Source organism: Dehalococcoidia bacterium (assembly GCA_035310145.1).
Taxonomy (GTDB): Bacteria; Chloroflexota; Dehalococcoidia; order CAUJGQ01; family CAUJGQ01; genus CALFMN01.
The window spans coordinates 1-21,082 of sequence record DATGEL010000007.1 but is presented as its reverse complement, the minus strand read 5'-3'; the positions used below and the strand labels follow the sequence as shown (position 1 = coordinate 21,082).

The following is a 21,082-nucleotide window of genomic DNA, read 5'->3' as shown; positions in this document are numbered from 1 at the left end:
GGCACAAGCGGTGGGCTGTGCCGGCCGGCGCACTCCGCTTGACCGACGTAGCGTGCCTTCCTACAATCCCATCGCAGCGTGGAGACGCGCGTCTCGCGCGGCTTCCGCGCTCGTAGCTCAGTGGAAAGAGCATCGGTCTTCGGAACCGAGGGTCGGGGGTTCGAATCCCTCCGGGCGCGCCGGCCGGCCTGCCGGGCCGCACTCCGAGCGTGCACAGGTCCTTGACATTACCAGTTGCATATGCGGTCCCTGCCGGCCTTCTAGAAGGAGTCATGCCTTTGGACGGCGGCAATGTCGCACTCTTTGTTGATCTCGAAAACGTGGTGACGTCGCTCTGGAATGCGCATCGTCAGGCGCCCGATCCGATGAAGTGGGTGGAAAAGGCGCAGAAGTACGGGCTGATTAGTTTTGCCCGTGCCTACGGCGACTTCTCACAGGATTATCTGCGCGATCTGGAACCCCGTCTGCGCGTCGCCGGCATCGAACCGTTTAGCTGTCCTGTCAAGGCGCGAGGCGAGCGTTCACAAAGCACCGTCGATATGAATGTGGCGATCGACCTCTACGAAGTGGCACAAGACAGTGTGAACACCTCCACGTTTCTGCTGATGGCGGGCGACAGCGACTACGTGCGCATCGTCACCCGCCTGCGCTTCCGGCTCGGGAAGACGGTTGTGATCGCCGGTGTGCCGGGCAGCATCAGCCGGGCGCTGGTCGAAGCCGCCGGCGGCAACGCCGACCCCGTCGAGATCAGCAAGGCCTCGGAAGATCCGGCGGTCGAAAGAGAGATTATCCGGCGCATCAACGAATTTGAGGTCACCCGGCGCAACGGCGTGCTGCCGGTCTTCCGCTGGATGGCGGAATACCTGAAGCACGATCGCAACCGTGATCTGATCGCCCCCGAGCTGGTCGAGGGCAAGCTCAGCGAGTTCAAGAACCAGGGAATCCTTCGCCAGGAGCTGACGATCGGCTCAAACGGCGACACCGTGCGCACTACCTCGCTCGATCGCTTTCACCCGCTCGTGCAGGAGGCGCTCGATGAAGATTCCACGACGCGCGAGCATTCGTAACTATTGAAGTGGAGATTCCGGCGCGGACCGCCCTGCGATTGCTGCCCTTCGCTGCACGTTCTGTTCACGGCGCTGCGGCGCGGGCGCTCCTGGCCGGGCCCAGCCGCGCCACCGCCGGTTCAGGCGGTGCGGCCGGATCGTCGTCTTTCAGTTTGCTTTCGCTAGCAGCCGCTGCGCCGCAAGAAGGATGTCGCCAGCCTGCCGTGCGACTACTATGGCAGGACCGGCGGCGACGCTGAGCGTGCTCGCCTTTGGAGACCGCAATGAGCTTCCCGCCAGGATCCGCTGGCCGCTGTGTTCTCGTCGTCGACGACGATCAAGAGATTCGCCGCTTCATCCAGGTTGCGCTCACCGACTCCGGCTATGAGGTGCAGCTCGCCGCCAGCGGCGCCGAAGCGCTACGAACTCTCGGCAGCAGTCGACCCGACCTGATCTTGCTCGACGTGCGCATGCCCGGCGTCGACGGCTGGCAGGTGCTTGACGCGCTGCGCTCGGCCGCCGGCGAGCAGACGCCGGTGGTGGTGATGACGGCGTCGTTCACCGGCCAGGACCAGGCGCTGCGCAGCGGCGCTCAGGGCTACCTGGCTAAGCCGTTCGAATTGTCCGATCTGCTCGCCTGCGTGGATCTGCACAGTCGGCTCGCTCTCGACCCCGGTATGCGCGAGACACCGCTCGCACGAGAAGCCTAGCAACGGGCAGCACCGACGCGAATCGCGCCTGAAGGAGTGCCAGTTCATGTTCAGTACTCGTCAATCCGCTCCGCCGCAGACCGGACGCTCGGCTCGGCTATCGCTCGTGGTGCCCGGGCGCGACAGCGACGGCACCGACGGCGCCATCGGTGCATTGGTGCACAGGCTACCCAGCGCTGAGGAGACGCGCGACGCCGTCTCCGGCGCCGCCCTGCGCGCCGTGGACTGGGGCCGGGGTGCGTTCAGCAGCGCCCGCGGGCAGCTCGCCGATGTCTCCTTGCCCGAGCCGCTGCAGAACGTCTCCCGCATCGGGCGCAAGCCGAAGCGCCGTCGCTCGCGCTGGTGGATGCTGGCGCTGATCGCCGTGGGCGTGGTCGGCGCGGCGCTTGCCTACCGCTGGCTGAGCGGCAGCGAGGAGGACGACGACCTCTACGCCGAGGATTGGCCGGCGGAGCCGAGCAATGTTCCCGGCGCCGCCGGCGAGCCGCGCGAAGACGACCGCACCGCCGAACTGGATGCCGAGCAGTCGCTGGACGTGCGGCAGCAGACCGGGGCGCCCGCCGGCGTCAACCAGCCGTAGCCCGCGGCTGCACCAGCGGCCGGCGCGTGATGTCGAGCAACGGCTTCACGGCGCCGTCGGCGATCAACACGATCAGGTCGAGGCCGGCAAATAGCGCGGGGTCCTGTCCGCGCAGCGCCGGCCCGGCCTGTTCCATTTCCAGCGTCGGATAGTGTCCGTAGAGGGCGAGGACGCGCAACGTGGCGTTCTCGCCGGCCAGCCGCTCGCCGGCCTCGCGCAGCGCCGCGCGCAGCCGGCGGCGCAGCGGTGCGCCACTCTCCGATTCATCGCCCGGCGGCAGGCCGATTACGGCGCAGCCGTCGCCGCCGCGCAGCCGCTGAATTCGCCAGCGGTCCTCGGCCTCAACCACCCGCGCCTCACCGAGCGCCATGCCGGTGCTGGCCGCCACGATGCGGTCGATTACGGCACGCGTCTGCGCCTCGTCTTCCGGCAGCCGGTGCAGCGCCGTGCTGTCGATCTGAAAGTAACCCTGCACCCGGTCAGTGAACTGCGCCCACAGCGGCGCCAGGCCGCCGGCGGCCGAGACGTAGGCGCCCTGTTCGTCGCGCTTGAGCAGGGAAATGCGGATCGGCAACAGGGCATCTCGGCTCTCGCCCGCCGGCGTCGCCATGACTGCCTGCTGCACTGCCATGGCAACGGTGGACGCGGCCGGTTCTTCGTCCGGCACGGTGGCGCCCGGCGGCAGCCAGATGAGCACGCCGCTCCCCGACGTGTCCAGCCGGCCGGCGAAGCGCTCCAGCGCGGCGACCCATGCCGGCGGACGTTCGGCGGAACTCAGCGACGCCAGCACGATCGACAGGCGATCGTCCTCGTCGCCGGCTCTCGCGATTGCATCTGCCCTCGCCGGCAGCAGCGTCAGCTTCCGACCCGAGCGTGACGCAATCCAATCCAGCAGCAGGTGCGCGAGGAGCCGAAGTTCCGCTTCCTGGCTCATGCCGAGTCGTGTCCTGCGGGAGAGTTGAGGTTCGCGGGACAAGGATAGCATCGCCGCGTGTGCGCACGGCGCGGCGCCGCATTGCCGCCCCGGCGGCGCGGCGCTACGATGCGGGATATGCGGACGCCCGCCGCGCTGGAGGAGAGCAATGGCAACCCTGAAGCCCGACATCGACTACGACCTGTGCAAGAGCCACGGCGTCTGCGCCCGCACGGCGCCGGAGATCTTCGAGGTGCGCGACGACGGCACCTACATCATCATGGAAGACGTGCCGGAGGAACTGCGCGCGAAGCTGCTGAAGGCGATCGAGCTCTGCCCGGAACAGGCGATCTCGATGAAGGAAGAGTAGCGGGCGAAGCCTGCGCCCGCGCCCTGCTGCCGTGACCGGCGAGGATGGATTGTGCGCGAAGAGAGCCGGCCCCGCAGCGAGGCCGGCTCTCACGATCGCCGCCGTGTGCGCGTGCCGGGTCAAGCCGCGGAGCTTGCCGCGCCCTCCGGCTTCTTCAGCAGCTCGCGCGGCGGGTCAATGTAGATGGCACCCCAGCCGCAGGCCTGCTCGCAGAGGCGGCAGCCGGTGCACTTGCGCTCGTTCAGCGTGGCCACACCCCAGAAGTCCGACGCCGTCTCGCTCTGCTGCAGGCTCAGAGCATCGAAGGGGCAGATGCTGATGCACAGCTCGCAGCCGCTGCCGATGCAGTTGTCTTCGATCACGATCGCCTTCGGCCACTCTTTGCGCGTGAAGGTCTTGCACTGATCGCCGATGTCGTCGTAGATCGCCTCCGGCGGGCAAACCACACCGCAGGCGCCGCAGTCGATGCACAGCGCGGGGTCGATCACGTGAATCACGTTGCGCACACCGGTGATCGCCCCCGTGGGGCAACGCTTCGTGCAGGCGGTGCAACCGATGCAGGTTTCGGTAATGACGTATGGCAACGCGGCACCTCCGCGGGATCTCGCCGGCCCGGTCTCCGTCGCCAGTATAGCGCGCCTGTGCCGCCGCGCACAAAGCCGGCCGAGGCCTGCGCAGGCTGCCATCGGTCGCCTGCGCAGGCTATGCTGCGGGCAACAGGCGCCCGCGGCGCCGAGGCAGGAGCAGGAGCATGCCCGCAGATGATGTCCTGTTGGAGCGCGACGGGCGGATCGCCACGATCACGCTCAACCGGCCGGAGAAGCTCAACGCCCTCACCGGCGAGATGATGGGCCGGCTGCACGATTGCTGGCAGGAGATTCGGCGCGATGACCGGATCTGGGTCACGATCCTCACCGGCGCCGGCGACCGCGCCTTCTGCTCCGGCCGCGACCTGATGGCCGCCGCGCCCGGCGGTCCGGAGTACCACCGTACGCGCAAGGAGCACGGCCTGCCCACGGACGACGACGGCCTCGACTACTTTCTGCCGCTCAACCTGTGGAAGCCGGTGATCGCGGCGGTCAACGGCTACTGCCTGGCCGGCGGCTTTGCCCTCGCCCTGGCCTGCGATATTCGCCTCGCTTCGGAGAACGCGCGGCTGGGCACATCGTCCTCGCGACGTGGTCTCGTGGCAGGAGGCGGGCAGACGCAGCGGCTGGTGCGCTACCTGCCCTTCGGCATCGCCATGGAGATGCTGCTTTACTCCGACGCGATCGAGGCGAAGCGGCTGCTGCACTTCGGCCTGGTCAACGCCGTGGTGCCGCTCGAGAGCCTGCAGGCGACGGCGCGGGAGTGGGCCGAGCGGCTGTGCGAGATGGGGCCGCTGGCCGTGCGCGCGACCAAAGAGGCCGCCTACCGTGGCGGACTGGAGATGACCTTCGACGCCGGCCGGAGGCTCGAAGCGCAGCTCTACAACCAGATCCTGGAGACGGAAGACGTGCTTGAGGGCGCCCGTGCCTTCACCGAGCGCCGCAAGCCGACCTTCCGCGCGTGGTGAGCGGCACGCTACGCCGCCGGTTCAAGCCCTACCGTCGTTGTTGCTCGAGGCGCCGTCGAGGTGGCTCGTGCAGTTGAGCTGCGTGCAGCGGCGGCCGTTCTCGTTGAGCTCGAAGATCGTCACCGCCGTGTTATCGAAGCGCAGCCGCTGCTCGCGGAATGTTTCCACCGGGTCCCAGCCGTGCCATGCCGCCACCAACACGGCGAGCGCCCAGCCGTGCGAGACCACGATTACCCGCTCGCCGGCATGGCGCGCCGCGATCGCTTCGCACGCCGCGACGATGCGCTGCCGCACCTCGGTCATCGATTCGCCGGTTGGGCCGGGCAGCCGCTCCACCCCGCCGCCGGCGAACCAGCGATCGTGCCCGCCTGGAAAGCGTCGCTCGATCTCGTCATAGTGCAAGCCGTTTCAGTCGCCCGCGTCCAGCTCGCGCAGGCGCGGGTCCAGCAGCGGCCGGAGGCCCAGCTTTCCACCGATCGCGGTGGCAGTCTCCAGCGCGCGCGCCAGGTCACTGGTATAGATCGCGGTGAACGGACCTTCCGTGGCCAACCGCAGGGCCAGCAGCCGCGCCTGCCTGCGGCCCTCGGGGGACAGGGGTGTATCAAGCGCCTGGTAGCGGCGCAGCCGATGGCCCACTGTTTGACCGTGCCGCACCAGGTAGATCGTCGTCGGCATCCAGCCTTCCGATTGGGCCTTGACTTCGCCATCCACTGGCGGGGCGCTATTCCAGCGCACCGTAGACGATTGCACGCAGTTCGCGGGCCAGATTGAGGCGGTTGGCGAGTGAGCGGAGCTGGCCGCACAACCGCAGGAGTGCTTCCATCCGTTCATCCTTAGACTGGACTGCGCTCGATGCCCTCTACTTCCTATCCCCGCGGCAGGCCGAGGCCGCGCGTGGCGATCACGTTGCGCTGGATCTCGCTGCTGCCGCCGGCGATCGTGGATGGCACTGTCTGCATGTAGGACTCCGTGAACTCGCCCGCAAGCCGCGCGAAGGGCGAGCCGCGCCGCACGCCGCCGTACATGCCCAGCAGCCGCGTGCCCAGGCGGGCGAAGCGCTGGCTCAGCTCGGAGGCGTACAGCTTTGCCATGCTCGCCTCGTGGTTGGGCACCTGGCCCGCCTGCTGCATCGAAAGCACGCGCAGCGAAAGCATGCGCGAGACCTCGATCTCGATCCCCGCCTCGGCCAGGGCGTTGCGGGCCAGCTCACGGTCCATCGCCACGATGCCCGACCGCGCAGTGTCGCGCACGAAGCTCACCAGGTCTTCGTAGCTGCGGCGCAGCCCCGCCGAGCCGGAGAGGGCCGAGCGCTCGAAGTCCATCGTCGCCATGCCCACGTACCAGCCGCGGTTCTCCTCGCCTACGCGGTTCTGCACGGGCACGCGCACGTTGTCGAAGAAGACCTCGTTGAAGCCGTGCCGCCCGGCCATGTTGATCAGCGGCCGGATGCTGATGCCGGGCGTCTGCATGTCGAGCAGCAGGTAAGAGATGCCGCGATGCTTGGGCGCGTCGGGGTCGGTGCGCGCCAGCATGAACATCCAGTTGGCGTGGTGCGCCTGCGAGGTCCAGATCTTCTGGCCGTTGATCACGTAGTCGTCGCCGTCGCGCACGGCCCGCGTCTGCAGGCTGGCAAGGTCGGAGCCGCTGCCCGGCTCGGAGTAGCCCTGGCACCAGGTCTCGTCGGCGCGCACGATCGCCGGCAGGTGCGCCTTCTGCTCGTCGGTGCCGTACAGCATCAGCGTCGGGCCGACGTAGCCGACGGAGACGATGTCCGGCCCCGGCACGCGGTGATAGGCCAGCTCCTCGTTGAAGATCGCCTGCCTGGTGAAGCCGGCGTCCATGCCGCCCAGCGCGCGCGGCCAGGCGGGCGCCGTCCAGCCCTTCGCGGCCAGCTTCTGACGCACGCCGCGCACGAACGCGTACTCTTCTTCGCCGTCGCCGCTCATGGCAGAGAATCCGCGCCAATCCGCGCCGAACTCCGCGCGAATCCATGTGCGCAGCTCCTGCCGCCACGCCTCGTCCTCGTCCGAAAACCGGAAATCCATCGCCTCGCTCCCCAGATCTCGCCGCCGTCAGCGCCGCCCCCCTGACGATTCTTGCCAGGCCACGGTCGCCGCGCCGTCGTCTGCACCATCTGCTCGCGGCAGCGGTTGCCGCTTGAGCGGTTCGTCTCCGATGATGCCCTGCCGCTCAAGCCCTGCCAACGCTTCGGCCGCGAATCCCACGAGATCGCCGAGCACCTCCACGCGATGCTGTCCGAAGGTCGGCGCCGGTCGCATCGGCGCCGCCTCCGTCGCCGGCTCGTTCCACAGGGGTCCGGCGACGCGGTGCCGTCCGGCCACCGGATGCTCGACCTCGCGATAGAACCCCCGCGCCGCCAGGTGCGGGTCGTGCGTCAGCGTCAGCGGCGTGCGCAGCGCCGAAGCCGGCACGCCGGCCGCCTGCAGCGCGTGCATCGCCTCGTCGTCGCTGCGCTCGCGCGTCCAGGCGGCGATGACTTTGTCCAGCGCGTCCTGGCGCTCGTAGCGATCGAGGGCGCGGGCGTAGCGCGGATCGCCGGCCAGCTCCGGCCGGCCGATCACGCCGCACAGTCCCCGCCACTGATCGTTCGTGGCCACGGCGATCGCCACCCAGCGATCGGTCGCCTCGCCCATTTGTGTACCCGCCCGGCCGAGCGGGCGCCCCTCGCCGTCCGGCAGCGGCAGCGAGGGATAGCAGCCGTGCGGCGCCAGCCAGCGGTGACGGTTGCCGCGGCGCACGGGCAAACGCCGGTTCATGCCGAAGTCAAGCACGGCCTCGCCGATCATGCCCAGCATGTTGTCGCGCTGCGAGACTTCGACCACGGCGCCCTGGCCGGTCCGCTGCCGCCGCAGCAGCGCGGCGATCAGCGCGCCGGCCGCGAGCGTGCCCGCCAGCGGGTCGCCGTAGGAGATGCCGCTCTTCTGCGGTCCGCCGCCTTCGTAGCCGCTGAGCTGAATCAGGCCGCCGAGCTGTTCGATCGTCGGGCCGTAGCCGGCGAGGTTGCGCTCGCTACCGGTCGCGGCGAATCCGGGCATCGAAACGACGATCAGGTCGGGCCGTTCGGCCCGCAGCCGCTCGGCGCCGAGGCCCCAGCCGTCGAGCACTCCGCTGCGGAAGTTTTCGATCAGCGCGTCCGAGACGCGCACCAGCCGCAGCAACGCCTCGCGCCCCCGCGGCTCGCTTAGATCCAGCGCCAGACCGCGCTTATTGCGGCCGTACTCGTTGAAGTAGGCGATCCGATCGAAGGCGCGATCGACGCCGGCCAGCGCCGCCGCGCCGCTCGTGCGGATCGAGTCCGGCCGCGTCACGCCCTCGATCTTAATCACGTCCGCGCCCGCGTCGGCGAGCAGCCGCGTGCCGTAGGGGCCGGCCCAGACCATGGTCAGGTCAATGATGCGCACGCCGGCCAGCGGCAGCGCCGCCTCGCTCATGGCAGCCTCCACGGCGCGTCTTGAGCACGCGCTCTCCGCATCGTCAGATCACTCCATGCTCGCGTAACTCGCCGATCTCGGCCGTCGAGAGGCCGAGCCGTTCGCGCAGCACCGCCTCGGTGTGTTCGCCGAGCAGCGGCGCGGGCGCCAGGGCGAAGCCGCTGCCGTCGATTGTGAACGGCGCGCCGGAATAGGTCAGCCGGCCTGCTTCCGGGTGATCCAGCTCCTGCCAGAAGCCCTTCTCCAGCAGGCCCGGCCAGGCGAGCAGTTCCACGATCGTGGGCATCACACCGATGGCGACGCGGTGACGTGCGCCCAGCTCGCGCAGCTCCGCCTGCGTGTGCTCGACGAAGAAGCCGAGCAAAAGCGTCATCACCTCCTCGTTGTGCTCGGCGCGCCAGCGCTGGTCCCGGAAGGGCGAGTCGAGCAGGTCCTCTCGGCCCATCGCGCGGAACAGGTCCGGCACATTCTGATCCATACAGGAGCAGCCGATGAAGCCGTCGGCACAGGGATAGATGCCCCAGGTGGCACGCGGCAGGTTGCCGGCGCGCGTCGCGTCGAAGCCGTAGACCAGCGCCGACGGCCCGGCGCCTTCCAGCGCCGCCGCCTGCACCTCCTGGATTGAGACATCGATGTGCGTGCCGCTTCCCTGCGTCCTCGCCCCGAAGATCGCGGCGAGCGTAGCGGAGAAGCCGTGCAGCCCCGCCTGCAGCAGCGCCTGCGTGCCGCCGTTCACCAGCGGCTCGCGGCCCGGCTCGCCGGTGAGCGACATCTGGCCGCCCGCGGCGAAGAGCGTCAGGTTCGTCGCGGCGAAGTCGCGATTGGGGCCGCTCTGGCCGTAGTTCGAGATCGAAACCATGGCCAGCGCCGGGTTAACGGCGTACAGCGCCGGCCAGTCCAGCCCCAGCGCCGGCAGCACGCGGGGAGAGAAGTTTTCGACCAGCGCATCCGCCTGCTCGGCCAGTTCGAGCAGCAGCGCCCGCCCGGCGCGCGACTTCAGGTTGAGCGTCACGCTCTGCTTGCCGGTGTTCAGGTAGAGGAAGCTGGCGCTGCGCTCCGGGTGTGGCGCATCGCCGGGGAACGGTCCAGTGCGGCGGGCAGGGTCGCCGCCGTCCGGCCGCTCCATCTTGATCACGTCCGCGCCGTAGGCCGCCAGCAGGCGCGTGGCGAACGGCCCGGCCACGTGCTGCGTCAGGTCGAGCACGGTGAGGCCGGCCAGCGGCCGCTCTGCTCGGTTCATGCGCCCGCGTCCCAACTCCGCGGCGGAGGGCCGGCCGCAACCGGATCGCTCCGGCCGGCCCGGCTCATCGCGCGGCCGCCAGGTCGAGCCGCACGACGCCGCGCTCGGCCAGCCCGTCAAGATCGTCGGCCAGTCCGATCTCCGCCAGGATCGAGCGGGCATCGGAGCCGGGCCGCGGCGCGGGCCGTCCAGGCCGCACCGGCGTGCGCGAGAGGCGTGGCGCCGGGCCGTTGGTCGTGATCTCACCCAGGCCGTCGTGCTCGCGGCGCAGGCTGAGGCCGTGCGCCATCACCCAGCCGTCCATCATCAGTTCCGGCACGGTCGCCGTGCGCTGGGCGCCGATGCCCGCTGCCGTCAAGGCATCCACCCAGGCCTGCCGCGGGCGCCGCGCGAACGCCGCTTCCAGCGCCGCAGCGAACGCCTCGTCTGGCAGCGGCGCCGATCCGCTCACGCCTGCCAGCGCGGCCAGCCGGTCGCGCTCGGCCTCAGGCGCGCCGAGAAAGAACCAACCGTCTGCGGCGCGATACAGCCGCTGCAGCGGGCCCCAGCCCAGCGCCCGCTGGCCATTCGGCTCGTCCCAGCGCTTACCGGTGAAGTCCTGGAGGAAGAGCGATTGCAGCGTGCAGGCGGTGTAGGCGAGCGCCGTCTGCACGTGCTGTCCCTCACCCGTGCGCTGGCGGTGATAGAGCGCCGCCGCAACCGCGTAGGCGCCCATGATGCCGGTGCCGTAGTCGTTCACCGGGAAGGGCTGCAGGACGGGCATGCCGCCGCGGCCGTAACGCGCCTGCATGCCCGTCGCCGCCTGCGCCAGTTGCTCCCAGCCGGGGCGCTGCGCCCAGGGGCCGACGTGGCCGTAGGCGTTCAGCGAGGCGTAGACGATCCGCGGCTTGCGCCGGCGCACCGCCTCGTAGTCAACGCCCAGCCGCTGCACCACGCCGTCGCGGTAGTTCTGCACGACGACTTCGGCCTCGTCCACCAGCGTCCAGAAAACCTCGCGGCCCTCATTGCTTTTGAGGTCAAGCAGGATGCTGCGCTTGCCGCGGTTCACGTCCTGGTGGAAGGCGACACCGCCCTCGCGTTCGGGCGCGTCGATCTTGATCACGTCGGCGCCGAACTCGGCCAGCGTGCGGCCGCAGGTCGGCCCGGCGAGGATGATGCAGAGGTCCAGCACCTTCACGCCCTGTAACGCCGAAAGCGGGACGGCGCCGTCTGACGAGGGCGTGCACAGGGCGGGCGAGTTGCCTGAGAGGGTGAGCTGCGGCCGCGGCCACGGATCGCCCGGAGGGAGCGCTGTTGAGTGCGCCGTGGGACGCGGCCGCACCTCGCCGGGTGTGCCCAGGAGGCGGGCCTGCACGCCCGGCTGCAGCATTGGGCCGTACTCCGGGTCCTCGACCTCAACGATCATCCGCGAGCCACGCGCGTGCGGATGCTCCAGCCACTCGGCGCTCTCGCGGCAGATCGCGGTGGGCGTGCCGGCGGCGTTGACCAGGTCTTCCCATTCCTGCGCCGTGCGCGTCTTGAACAGGGCGACCATGCGCGCCAGCAGCTCGGCGGAAAGGGCGCGGTCGCCGTTGAGGCGTTGGCGGTCGGCCAATCCCTCGCTCTGCCACTGCTCCACGCCCGCGGCCTTGATGAACTGCAGAATGAAGCGGGTATTCGCCGCGTGGAACTGCACCCAGCGGCCATCCGCGCACTCGTACTGCCGCACCCAGGCGGAGCCGCGCGGCGGCGGCGCGGCGCTCGGATCGTGGAAGGTGATGCCGCGGGCGCCGATCGCGGTGAAGGTGGCGTCGAACAGCGGCACTTCGATGCGCTGGCCCTGGCCGTCGCGCTCGCGGGCGATCAGCGCCATCACCACGCTCGTCGCCCCGAGGAAGGCGGCGTAGGCCGAGGAGATCGGCACGGCCGTGAACACGGCGCCCTCGCCGCCGTTGTCACCCTCCAGCCGCGTGGCGTAGGTGCCGGTTGCGGCGCCGACCACGCCTTCCCACGCCGCCACGCCGGCGCGCGGATCGTCGCCCGCGAAGCCGGGCAGGGCGCAATAAATCAGGCGGGGATTCGCCGCGCACAGCTCGCCGGCGCCAAGACCCAGGCGGGCCATCACACCAGGACGGAAGTTCTCGATCAGCACGTCGGCCGCCGCGATCAACTGGCACGCCCGCTCACGGCCGGCCTCACTCTTCAGATCGAGCGCGAACGCCTGCTTGCCGCGGTTCCAGGTCGCGTTGGCTGGCCCCTGCATGCGCGGCCCGCCGGGCGGATCGATGCGCACCACGTCGGCGCCCAGGTCGCCGAGCAACATCGAGGCCAGCGGTCCGGCGATGTATTGACCGAGATCGAGCACGCGCACTCCAGAGAGCGGTCCTGCCATCTTGCACCCCTCCGCGTGGAACCTGGTCCCAGTGCGCCAGCGTACCGCATTCGCCGCCCGCCTGCACCGCACGCCTTCAGCTCGGGACCGCTTGCGGACTGGCGTACAATAGCTGTCGCGGCGCTCGGCCGCCGGAGCCGGCAGCATGGCGCAGGACGTGCTTCGCAGGAGCCCGCTCGACGCGGCGCACCGCGCCCTCGGCGCCCGCATGACGCCCTTCGCCGGTTGGGAGATGCCGATTCAGTACGCCGGCATCGTCGAAGAGGTGCGCGCCGTGCGCGAGCGCGCCGGCCTGTTCGACGTCTCGCACATGGGACGGCTGTTCCTGAACGGCCCGGACGCTCTCACCTTGCTGCGTGAGACGCTGACGTACGATGCCGCCAACGTCGAGGAAGGCGCCGGTCATTACAACCTGCTCTGCGACGAGCATGGCGGCATCCTCGACGACCCGTACCTCTACCGCATCGGCCGCGAGCGCTGGCTGCTGGTCGGCAACGCCTCGCGCTACGACGCCGACCTGCGCTGGCTGCACGGCCACCGCCGCAGCGCGATGGATCTGGCTCTGGACGATCGCCAGGCGGCGACAGTGATGCTGGCGCTGCAGGGGCCGGGTGCGCGCCACGTTTTCCAGGCCGTCTTCTCGGCGGAGCTGGAACGGGCCGTGCCGCGCCACGCCTGCCGTGAGATCGAGCTGTTCCGCCAGAAAGCGCTGGTTTCGCGCACGGGCTATACCGGCGAGGACGGCTTCGAGTTCGTCTGCGGCCTCGACGCCGGCCGCAGCCTCTGGGAGGCGCTGGTTGCCGCCGGCGTCACGCCCTGCGGCCTCGGCGCCCGCGACGTGCTGCGGTTGGAGGCGGCGCTGCCGCTCTACGGCAACGACATCGACACCACGACCACACCCTGGGAGGCGGGCCTCGGCTGGGTCGTCTCCCTCGACGCCGAGCGGCCCTTCGAAGGCCGGCAAGCACTGCAGAACACCCGCGGCGCCACCGATCGCCGCCTCTCCTGCATCCGCGCAACGGAGCGGGCGGTGCCGCGCCACGGCTACACAGTGCGACACGAGGGTCGCGAGCTGGGCGCGCTCACCAGCGGCAGCTTCTCGCCAACCATCAATGCCGGCATCGGCATGGCCTATCTGCCGCTGGATCTGGCGAAGCCCGGCACGGCACTGGAGGTCGAGATCCGCGGCCGCGCCGTGCCCGCCGCGGTGGTGAAGCGGCCGTTTTACAGAGCGGCGAATAGGGAGTAGAAGCTCGTGGACCGGCGACCGGCTCAGAATATGCGGACCTGGCAACAGCAAGCGTCTGCTGCACCATACGCCGTGTCATCCCCCTTTATTTGCTGTTTCCTGACGGCTTGTGCCGGCTCGGGCGGCGGGGCGGAGTGATGCCACCAGCGAAAGACGCCACTCGCATGCGGGGCAGGCTCTCCCATATCTGTCGTGTTACCCCACAGAGGATCCCTTCCGTGATAGATAACGAACATTCCGTCTACGGCCGAGCAGCAGTGAGAGACGAAGAGGCATCGGGCGCAGACCTGCCCTACACTTGAGCTGTTTGCCACGACTGCTCTGCTGCCGATAATGGTCATACTCCGCAGTGTGCAACCACACACCGTTGCTCACCGGAGCCATGGAGGGATAGGGGTTGAAAACAATGACATGCAAACAAATGGGTGGTCCATGTGATACCCAGTTTCATGGAACTTCGGCTGATGAGGTTATAAAAGCCCAGGATAAACATCTAAAAGAAATGGTCTCCGGTGGTGACGGAACGCACATTGATGCCTTGAAGGCGATGCGGGGCAGGTGGAAAAATCCCATCAAAGGGATGGGGTGGTATCTGAAGACAAAGAAAGCCTTTGCTGCTCTTCCCGAAGACTGAGCGGCGCCACCTCCCCTGATGGTCAATCTGTACGCCTTACGGGATAGGCGCTAAGACATGGTTTCAAAACCGGCTCGAGTTCCCCCTTGTAGGTGTGCGATCGCACCTGAACGCCGGTTTTGAAACCATCTGTAAGGAGCAGCGATGGAGACTCCGCGCGACTTGAAGTACTCGAAGGAGCACGAGTGGGTGCGGCTGGAGGGGGAGACGGCCACGGTGGGCATCACGGACTTCGCCCAGGACCAGCTCGGCGACATCGTCTACCTCAGCCTTTCTGCCGCCGGCACATCTGTTGAGCAGTTCGGCAAGATCGGCGAGATCGAGTCGGTCAAGTCGGTCTCCGAGCTGTTCACGCCGATCGGCGGCGAAATCAGCGAGATCAACCAGGCGGCCGTGGAAGAGCCGGAGATCATCAACAAGGAGCCCTACGGCGGCGGCTGGCTGATCAAGCTGAAGGTCGCGGACGCCGGCCAGCTCGACAATCTGCTCTCGGCCGAGGCGTATGAGCAGCACACCGCCAGCGAACACTGACACACTGCAGCCTTCGCCGGACGGGGCGCACAACCCCTATGTCGGCACCACCGTTGCCGAGCGCGCGGCGATGCTCGCCCACATCGGTGTGGCCTCGGCGGACGAGCTGTTCACGCCGATTCCGGCTGCCTACCGCACGCCCGAACTGCGGCTGCCGCCGCCGCTCTCCGAGCAGGAGCTGCTGCGCGAGCTGAGCGCGATCGCCGGCCAGAACCGGCACACGAGCGAGCTGATCTCGTTCCTTGGCGGCGGCGCCCAGCGGCACTTCGTGCCCAGCGCGGTCGGCCACATCGTCGGCCGCAGCGAGTTTTACACGGCGTACACGCCGTACCAGCCGGAGATCAGCCAGGGGACGCTGCAGGGCGCCTTCGAGTTCCAGTCGCTGGTCTGCGAGCTGACCGGCATGGACGTGGCCAACGCCGGCATGTACGACGGCGCCAGCGCCTTCGCGGAGGCCTGTTTGATGGCCGTCGCCGCCAGCGGCCGCCGGCGCATCGCTCTGCTTGACTCGGTCAATCCGGCGTACGCCGAGACCGTGCGCACGTATGCCTCCGGCCACGGCCTGCCGGTCGAGCTGGTCCCGGCCGCGCAGCCGGCACTTGGCGATGGGCACGCCTGTCTCGCCGCGCAGCAGCCGAACGGCCTCGGCGCTCTGGAGAACGTCCAGGCGCTCGCGGACGCGGCGCACGCGGCCGGCGCCCTGTTCATCGTGGACGTGGACCCGATCTCGCTCGGCCTGCTGCGCGAGCCCGGCGCGTACGGCGCGGACATCGTCACCGGCAGCGGACAGGGGTTGGGCGGCGGCCTGAACTACGGCGGGCCGCACGCCGGCCTGTTCGCCTGCCGCGAGCGCTTCCTGCGGCAGATGCCCGGCCGCATCGTGGGACAGACCAGGGACCTGGACGGCCGCACCGGCTACGTGCTCACGCTGCAGACGCGGGAGCAGCACATCCGCCGCGAGCGCGCCACCAGCAACATTTGCACCAGCCAGCAACTGCTGGCGCTGGCAGCCGCCGTCTATCTCACCTTGCTCGGCCCAGCCGGGCTGCGGCAGGTCGCCGCGCTCTGCTACCACAAGGCACACTACGCGGCCGAGCGCATGGCCGCGCTGTCCGGCTTCCGCCTCGCCTCGGACGCGCCGTTCTTCGATGAGTTCGCGCTGCAGTGCCCACGACCGCCGCATGAGATCCTGCCGGCGCTGCTTGAACGAGGCATCCTCGGCGGCATCGACGTGAGCGATCGCGTGCCCAATGGCCTGCTGATCGCCGTGACGGAGCTGAACCCGCGCGCGGAGATCGACGCGCTGACCGAGGTGCTGGCGCAGGTGGCCAGGCTATGACCGCGGAGACGTCGGCGCACGCCGCCCAGGCTCCGGCTGCGGTCTCGCCCCCGCGGCTCGCCGGACCGCCCGAGCTCTGGCGCGACGAGCTGGGCGCGGCGCTTTCCTTCGACCGGGGGGCGCCCGGCAAGCAGGGTGTGCTGCCGCCGGCGCTTGACGTGCCAACCAGCGCGTTGCCGCCCGCCGAGTTCCTGCGCGAGACGCCGCCGCGCCTGCCGGAGTTGAGCCAGCTCGACACGGTGCGCTACTACACCGCGCTCAGCCGGCTGAACTACAGCATCGACGCCGGCTTCTATCCGCTCGGCTCCTGTACGATGAAATACAACCCAAAGATCGACGAAGATATCGCCCGCCTGCCCGGCTTCGCGGCGCTGCATCCGCTGCAGCCCGAAGAGACCGTGCAGGGCACGCTGCGGCTGTTCTTCGAGCTGCAGGGCATGTTCGCCGAGATCGCGGGCCTGCACACGGCCAGCCTCGCGCCGATGGCGGGGGCGCAGGGCGAGTTCGCCGGCATCCTCGCAATCAAGGCCTGGCTTGAGGCGAACGGCCGCGCCGGCCGCCGGCGCGTGCTCGTGCCGGACGCGGCGCACGGCACCAACCCGGCCACGGCGGCGATGTGCGGCTTCGAGGTCGTCTCGATTCCCACGGCGGCCGACGGCGATATGGATTTGGACGCCCTGGCCGCCGCGCTCGACGATCGCGCGGCGGCGCTGATGCTGACGATCCCCAACACGCTCGGCCTGTTCGACTTCAACATCCTGCGCATCGCGGAGCTGGTGCACGGCGCGGGGGCGCTGCTTTACGGCGACGGCGCCAACCTGAACGCGATCGCCGGCCAGGTGAAGCCGGGCGAGCTGGGCTTCGACGTACTGCATATCAACGTGCACAAGACGCTGAGCACGCCGCACGGCGGCGGCGGCCCCGGCGCAGGGCCGATCGCGGTGAGCGAGGCGCTGGCGCCCTATTTGCCCGATCCCTACGTGGTGTTCGATGAGCAGGCAGGACGTTATCGGCTCGTGCGGCCCGCGCACAGCATCGGCCGGCTGGGCGCCTATCACGGCAACAGCGGCGTGCTGGTGCGCGCCTACACCTATTTGCGCACGCTCGGAGCCGCCGGCCTGCGCGAGATGAGCGAAAGCGCGGTCGTCAGTGCGAATTATGTCCAGTCGCGATTGAAAGCGGCGTACGTGCTGCCCTACGACCGCAGTTGTATGCACGAATCGGTCTTCTCCGGCAGCCGGCAGCGGGCGCGGGGCGTGCGCACGCTGGACATCGCCAAGCGCCTGATCGACTACGGCTTCCACCCGCCGACCGTCTACTTTCCGCTGATCGTGGATGAAGCGCTGATGATCGAGCCGACCGAAGCCGAGGGCAAGGACGCGCTCGACGCCTTCTGTGAGGCGATGCTGGCGATCGCGCGCGAGGCCGAGGAGAGCCCGGAGCTGCTACGCGAGGCGCCGCAGCAGGCGCCGCTGCGCCGCCTGGACGAGGCGACGGCGGCGCGGAAGCCGGTCCTGCGCTGGCGCCCCGGCAGCGAAGCCGCGAAGTAGCGCTCGGCGGCGGAGCGGGGCGCCTTCCAACAGTATTGCCAATATGGTCCAGGCTGTGCGGTATGGTGCACACGGCGATCCAGCCAACGCCGTTTGCCGATGTGAACGCGCTGTTAGGTCTGCTGCTGGACGAGACTCGCGCAACGCTGCGGCACGAGTTCGTCGGCATGTACCTGCACGGCTCGCTGGCGACCGGCGACTTCGACCCGCAGAGCAGCGACATCGATGCGCTGATCGTGACGGCTTCCGAGCCGGACGCCGCGACGATTGCCGCGCTCGCTGCGATGCACCGGCGCATCGCCGCCGGCGGGCTCACGTGGGCCGCTCGGCTGGAATGTTCGTACATTCCACGCGCCGCGCTGCGCCGCTACGACCAGACGAAGGCGCGGCATCCCCAGATCGGCGCGGACAAGCCATTCGCCGTGCGGCAGCACGAGCACGACTGGGTGATCGAGCGGCACATCCTGCGCGAGCGCGGCATCGTGCTCGACGGTCCGACGGCGGCCGGCCTGATCGATCCGGTTTCTCGCGCCGAGCTGAGCAATGCCGTCCGAACTATCCTGCAGGGCTGGTGGCGGCAGATACTGGAGCAGCCGGCCTGGTTTGCCGAGCGCGTCTACCAGGCGTTCGCCGTGCTGACCATGTGCCGGGCGCTGCACACGTTGCGAGCTGGCGAGGTCGTCTCCAAGCCCGCCGCGGCCGCCTGGGCAGGCGATGCACTCGGCGCACGCTGGGCGCCTCTCATCGAACAGGCCCTCGCCTGGCGCCACGACCCCGGCTCAGGCGATCCCTCCGACGCGCTGGCCTTCGTGCGCTTCGCGATCGAGCGGGCCGACCGCCGACCCTGAGGCCGTGCCACACGGTCGTCCAGGTCAGCGCAAGGGCGGACCGAGAAGGATGCGTTCGTGCATCTGTTCGGCCGGCCACGGCCCCTGCCAGGCCCAGCCGAAGCGCCACGGGTTGATGTTCTCCAGCCACCAGGTTGCGCCGGCCGCGGCATACGGCGCGACGATGGCCTTTTCAGTGGCACCATCGCTGCCGCTCGTGGCGCCCGCCGCCACTACGTCGAAGCCGTCCATAGTCTGCCGCTGGCCGCGTAGGTACGCGACGACAGCCTGCAGATCGTCCGGCGTCAGCGTTCCCTCAAGCCCCTGCCCGGCCTTCATCGGCGCTACACCGTCCCATTGGGCCGCGCGACGGAACGGCGCTTTGTGCGGCCAGGTCGCGGCCAGCCAGATGGGGATGCGCGGCCGCTGCACCGGCGTGGGCAAGAACGCGGCCGGCCCGGTCGCGCCCGGCAGGCGGGCCTCGACGGTGTAGTACCGGCCGTGATGGCGAACCGGCTCGCCGGACCAGAGTTCACACAGCAGCTCAAGACCCTCGTCAAGCATGGCAGCGCGTTCGCGCAGCTCCCGCGCTTCGCCCAGGTCCTCCAGCTCCCAGGAGAGCAGGCCGCTGCCCGCGCCGAGCACCAGCCGTCCCTGTGAGAGGTGGTCGAGCGAAACGGCCTCGCGCGCGAGCTTCACCGGCCGGCGGCGCGGCAGTGGCGTCACCAGCGGCCCGAGCCGCATGCGCTCCGTGGCGAGCGCCACGGCCGTGAGCGCCACCCAGGGATCGACCACCGGCAAAGCGCCGAAGAGCACGTGGTCCCAGAGAAAGAATCCTTCCCAACCCGCCGCCTCGGCCTCGCGCGCGAGCGTGGCCAGCAGCCGCGCATCGGCGTAGGGACCGAAATTGGGCAGCGAGAGTCCGTGGCGCACGCCGGACCTCCTCGTGGGCTCCCTCCGCCTCGCCGGTGATTGACGCCGTGTGAAGGATCAGTCCCTGGCCTGCCGGAACGGTGCACAAGCCTTGACAGCGGGCGTATTGTAGCGAGCACAAGGCCGCGCCGGCAGCGCCGGACACTCTGCCAGCGCAGCATTACAACTCTGAGCCATATGCCGTATGCCGTAGGCCGTATGCCGTATGCCGTATGCAAGGAGGGGATCATGGCCGAGAGTGCTCCACGCATCCCGACTCCGCAGGATCTGCTCGGTCCCTGGCGCCAGATGGCCGAGCAGGCCGAACAGCAGTGGAACCAGTACTTCAACCAGGCGATGGGCACCGAAGCGTTCGCGGGCATGATGGGCCGCTACATGGAGGGCTACCTCGCCTTCCAGCAGAGCCTCGCCCACAACATCGAGCGTTACATGCAGTCGCTCAACCTGCCAACGCGCACCGACATCACCGCGATCGGCGAACGGCTTGCCTCGCTGGAGTCGCAGCTCTCGGCGATGGCGGCCGAGCAGCGGCGCCTGGTGAAGAAGATCGAAGCGCTTGAGGGCAGCGGCGGCAAGAAGCCGCGCGCCAACGACAACGGCGCCTGAGCCCGCGCACGTCCGGGCGAAGTCCCTGCGCAGAGAACGCCGCCCGCCACGGCGGATCGCCCCGCATTCGGGGAGGCAGCCGATGACCGCACAGCGCTCCGATCCCGCCGCCCCGGCCAACCTTTTCAGCGGCCAGTTGCAGCAGTTTCAGGACGAGATGCAGCGCGCCATGCTGCAGTCGATGCGCGCCTTCGACGTGCTGCGCGACCAGAAGCCCGCCAACGTCGGCAAGGCGCCGAAGGACGTGCTCTGGCAGCAGGGCACCGCCCAGCTCTACCGCTACCGCCGCACGACCGCGACGGTGCAGCCCGTGCCGCTGCTGATGGTGCACTCGCTGGTGAGCAAGCCCTACATCCTCGACCTGATTCCCGGCAACTCGTTCATCGAGTACCTCGTCGGCCAGGGCTTCGACGTCTACATGGTGGACTGGGGCACGCCGCGGCCGGAGGACAAGACGCTCACGCTGGAGAGCTACACCGACGACATGATCCCCGAGGTCGTGGGCGTGGTGCTGGAAGAATCCAATGCGAGCGAGTTCTCGCTGTTCGGCTACTGCATGGGCGGCCTGCTGGCGCTGATGTACGCCGCCACGCATCCCGAGGCGCCGCTGCGCAACCTGGTCACTTTGGCCACGCCGGTGGACTTCTCGCAGATGGGGCTGCAAAACTTCTGGGCGCAGGAGCGCGCGCTGGACGTGGACCGCATGGTCGCGGTCTACGGCAACATCCCCGCCGACATGATCCAGCAGTCGTTCCGCATGCTGAAGCCGGCGAGCGAGTTCAGCCCGGTGCGCTACATCAACCTCTGGCAAAACGTGATGAACGACAAGTTCGTCGAGCAGTACCGCGCCTTCGACCAGTGGACCAACGACCACATCCCCTTCCCCGGCGCATGCTTCCGCCAGACAACGATCGAGCTGGCGCGGGGCAACAAGCTGGTGAAGGGCACCCTGGAGCTTGGCGGCCGGCGCGTCGATCTGAAGGCGATCACCTGCAGCTTCCTCGCCGTCGCGGCCGAGTCCGACCACATCGTGCAGTTGCCGGCCACGCGTGTGCAGACCGAGCTCGTCGGCAGCAGCGACAAGGAGCTGGTGGTGATGCCGGGCGGCCATGTCGGCCTGGCGGCGGGCCGCAAGGCGGTGCAGACGCTCTGGCCCAAAGTCGCGAGCTGGCTGGG

At 69.3% G+C, this 21,082-nt stretch carries 20 protein-coding genes, 1 tRNA gene and 1 pseudogene; 14 read left to right on the top strand and 8 right to left on the bottom strand.

Annotation, left to right across the window (positions count from 1 at the left end):
- Positions 1-106: 106 nt before the first annotated feature.
- From VKV26_01295 to VKV26_01280, 4 genes are all read left to right on the top strand, one after another.
- Positions 107-179 (top strand) — tRNA-Arg (locus VKV26_01295).
- Between the two features lie 99 nt (positions 180-278).
- Entirely contained in the window at positions 279-1,067 is a 789-nt protein-coding gene (locus tag VKV26_01290; GenBank protein ID HLZ68521.1) for an NYN domain-containing protein, read from the top strand.
- Positions 1,068-1,330: 263 nt separating this feature from the next.
- Entirely contained in the window at positions 1,331-1,756 is a 426-nt protein-coding gene (locus VKV26_01285; GenBank protein ID HLZ68520.1) for a response regulator transcription factor, read from the top strand.
- Positions 1,757-1,802: 46 nt separating this feature from the next.
- Complete coding sequence (locus tag VKV26_01280; protein HLZ68519.1) at positions 1,803-2,336, top strand: hypothetical protein; 534 nt, start codon at positions 1,803-1,805, stop codon at positions 2,334-2,336.
- Here the strand turns inward: VKV26_01280 and VKV26_01275 are convergent.
- Positions 2,323-3,270, bottom strand: coding sequence for a hypothetical protein (locus VKV26_01275; protein ID HLZ68518.1), 948 nt, complete (start codon positions 3,268-3,270; stop codon positions 2,323-2,325). The two genes, VKV26_01280 and VKV26_01275, sit on opposite strands and share 14 nt — an antisense overlap.
- 148 nt (positions 3,271-3,418) lie before the next feature.
- Between VKV26_01275 and VKV26_01270 the strand changes: the two genes are divergently transcribed.
- The gene (locus VKV26_01270) at positions 3,419-3,619 is read left to right on the top strand and encodes a ferredoxin (protein HLZ68517.1); all 201 of its coding nucleotides are present in this window, start codon (positions 3,419-3,421) and stop codon (positions 3,617-3,619) included.
- A gap of 119 nt (positions 3,620-3,738) precedes the next feature.
- Here the strand turns inward: VKV26_01270 and VKV26_01265 are convergent, their stop codons facing one another.
- Positions 3,739-4,203 (bottom strand): 4Fe-4S binding protein, encoded by a 465-nt coding sequence (locus tag VKV26_01265; GenBank protein ID HLZ68516.1) that lies wholly within the window; start codon positions 4,201-4,203, stop codon positions 3,739-3,741.
- 167 nt (positions 4,204-4,370) lie between these two features.
- Here VKV26_01265 and VKV26_01260 point away from each other — a divergent pair, with 167 nt between their 5' ends.
- Positions 4,371-5,174, top strand: coding sequence for an enoyl-CoA hydratase-related protein (locus tag VKV26_01260; protein ID HLZ68515.1), 804 nt, complete (start codon positions 4,371-4,373; stop codon positions 5,172-5,174).
- A 21-nt stretch (positions 5,175-5,195) separates the two neighbouring features.
- Here the strand turns inward: VKV26_01260 and VKV26_01255 are convergent.
- The 5 genes and pseudogenes from VKV26_01255 to VKV26_01235 form a co-directional block, all read right to left on the bottom strand.
- Positions 5,196-5,849 (bottom strand): annotated as a pseudogene (locus VKV26_01255) (histidine phosphatase family protein).
- 191 nt (positions 5,850-6,040) lie between these two features.
- On the bottom strand, positions 6,041-7,219 hold the full coding sequence (locus tag VKV26_01250) for an acyl-CoA dehydrogenase family protein (protein HLZ68514.1): 1,179 nt from the start codon (positions 7,217-7,219) through the stop codon (positions 6,041-6,043).
- Between the two features lie 27 nt (positions 7,220-7,246).
- Positions 7,247-8,626 carry a CoA transferase gene (locus VKV26_01245; protein ID HLZ68513.1) on the bottom strand — a complete coding sequence of 460 codons (1,380 nt, stop codon included), beginning with the start codon at positions 8,624-8,626 and terminating at the stop codon, positions 7,247-7,249.
- Positions 8,627-8,669: 43 nt separating this feature from the next.
- Positions 8,670-9,866 carry a CoA transferase gene (locus tag VKV26_01240; GenBank protein HLZ68512.1) on the bottom strand — a complete coding sequence of 399 codons (1,197 nt, stop codon included), beginning with the start codon at positions 9,864-9,866 and terminating at the stop codon, positions 8,670-8,672.
- A 64-nt stretch (positions 9,867-9,930) separates the two neighbouring features.
- Entirely contained in the window at positions 9,931-12,237 is a 2,307-nt protein-coding gene (locus VKV26_01235) for a CoA transferase (protein HLZ68511.1), read from the bottom strand.
- 145 nt (positions 12,238-12,382) lie between these two features.
- Here VKV26_01235 and gcvT point away from each other — a divergent pair, with 145 nt between their 5' ends.
- The 6 genes from gcvT (at position 12,383) to VKV26_01205 (ending at position 18,388) form a co-directional block, all read left to right on the top strand.
- Positions 12,383-13,486, top strand: a complete 1,104-nt coding sequence (gene gcvT, locus VKV26_01230; GenBank protein HLZ68510.1) for a glycine cleavage system aminomethyltransferase GcvT — start codon at positions 12,383-12,385, stop codon at positions 13,484-13,486.
- A 397-nt stretch (positions 13,487-13,883) separates the two neighbouring features.
- Positions 13,884-14,120: a hypothetical protein gene (locus tag VKV26_01225; GenBank protein ID HLZ68509.1), complete on the top strand. Its 237-nt coding sequence runs from the start codon at positions 13,884-13,886 to the stop codon at positions 14,118-14,120.
- Positions 14,121-14,264: 144 nt separating this feature from the next.
- Positions 14,265-14,651: a glycine cleavage system protein GcvH gene (gcvH, locus tag VKV26_01220; GenBank protein HLZ68508.1), complete on the top strand. Its 387-nt coding sequence runs from the start codon at positions 14,265-14,267 to the stop codon at positions 14,649-14,651.
- The gene (gene gcvPA / locus VKV26_01215) at positions 14,623-15,990 is read left to right on the top strand and encodes an aminomethyl-transferring glycine dehydrogenase subunit GcvPA (GenBank protein ID HLZ68507.1); all 1,368 of its coding nucleotides are present in this window, start codon (positions 14,623-14,625) and stop codon (positions 15,988-15,990) included. Before gcvH ends, gcvPA begins: the two co-directional genes overlap by 29 nt.
- Positions 15,987-17,540, top strand: coding sequence for an aminomethyl-transferring glycine dehydrogenase subunit GcvPB (gcvPB, locus tag VKV26_01210; GenBank protein HLZ68506.1), 1,554 nt, complete (start codon positions 15,987-15,989; stop codon positions 17,538-17,540). Before gcvPA ends, gcvPB begins: the two co-directional genes overlap by 4 nt.
- A 62-nt stretch (positions 17,541-17,602) precedes the next feature.
- Positions 17,603-18,388, top strand: a complete 786-nt coding sequence (locus VKV26_01205) for an aminoglycoside adenylyltransferase domain-containing protein (protein HLZ68505.1) — start codon at positions 17,603-17,605, stop codon at positions 18,386-18,388.
- Between the two features lie 24 nt (positions 18,389-18,412).
- On the opposite strand, the gene VKV26_01200 is transcribed toward VKV26_01205, so the two are convergent.
- Positions 18,413-19,300 (bottom strand): LLM class flavin-dependent oxidoreductase, encoded by an 888-nt coding sequence (locus VKV26_01200; protein ID HLZ68504.1) that lies wholly within the window; start codon positions 19,298-19,300, stop codon positions 18,413-18,415.
- Positions 19,301-19,528: 228 nt separating this feature from the next.
- On the opposite strand from VKV26_01200, the gene VKV26_01195 reads away from it, so the two are divergent.
- Positions 19,529-19,906 (top strand): hypothetical protein, encoded by a 378-nt coding sequence (locus VKV26_01195; protein ID HLZ68503.1) that lies wholly within the window; start codon positions 19,529-19,531, stop codon positions 19,904-19,906.
- 82 nt (positions 19,907-19,988) lie between these two features.
- Positions 19,989-21,082, top strand: a 1,094-nt coding sequence (locus tag VKV26_01190) for an alpha/beta fold hydrolase (GenBank protein ID HLZ68502.1), incomplete at its 3' end; no start/stop codon positions are given.

Coding starts and splice junctions, on each gene's coding strand:
- VKV26_01285 (HLZ68520.1), top strand. CDS start 1,331: ATGAGCTTCCCGCCAGGATCCGCTGGCCGCTGTGTTCTCGTCGTCGAC.
- VKV26_01280 (HLZ68519.1), top strand. CDS start 1,803: ATGTTCAGTACTCGTCAATCCGCTCCGCCGCAGACCGGACGCTCGGCT.
- VKV26_01275 (HLZ68518.1), bottom strand. CDS start 3,270: ATGAGCCAGGAAGCGGAACTTCGGCTCCTCGCGCACCTGCTGCTGGAT.
- VKV26_01270 (HLZ68517.1), top strand. CDS start 3,419: ATGGCAACCCTGAAGCCCGACATCGACTACGACCTGTGCAAGAGCCAC.
- VKV26_01260 (HLZ68515.1), top strand. CDS start 4,371: ATGCCCGCAGATGATGTCCTGTTGGAGCGCGACGGGCGGATCGCCACG.
- VKV26_01250 (HLZ68514.1), bottom strand. CDS start 7,219: ATGGATTTCCGGTTTTCGGACGAGGACGAGGCGTGGCGGCAGGAGCTG.
- VKV26_01245 (HLZ68513.1), bottom strand. CDS start 8,626: ATGAGCGAGGCGGCGCTGCCGCTGGCCGGCGTGCGCATCATTGACCTG.
- VKV26_01240 (HLZ68512.1), bottom strand. CDS start 9,866: ATGAACCGAGCAGAGCGGCCGCTGGCCGGCCTCACCGTGCTCGACCTG.
- VKV26_01235 (HLZ68511.1), bottom strand. CDS start 12,237: ATGGCAGGACCGCTCTCTGGAGTGCGCGTGCTCGATCTCGGTCAATAC.
- gcvT (HLZ68510.1), top strand. CDS start 12,383: ATGGCGCAGGACGTGCTTCGCAGGAGCCCGCTCGACGCGGCGCACCGC.
- gcvH (HLZ68508.1), top strand. CDS start 14,265: ATGGAGACTCCGCGCGACTTGAAGTACTCGAAGGAGCACGAGTGGGTG.
- gcvPA (HLZ68507.1), top strand. CDS start 14,623: ATGAGCAGCACACCGCCAGCGAACACTGACACACTGCAGCCTTCGCCG.
- gcvPB (HLZ68506.1), top strand. CDS start 15,987: ATGACCGCGGAGACGTCGGCGCACGCCGCCCAGGCTCCGGCTGCGGTC.
- VKV26_01205 (HLZ68505.1), top strand. CDS start 17,603: ATGGTGCACACGGCGATCCAGCCAACGCCGTTTGCCGATGTGAACGCG.
- VKV26_01195 (HLZ68503.1), top strand. CDS start 19,529: ATGGCCGAGAGTGCTCCACGCATCCCGACTCCGCAGGATCTGCTCGGT.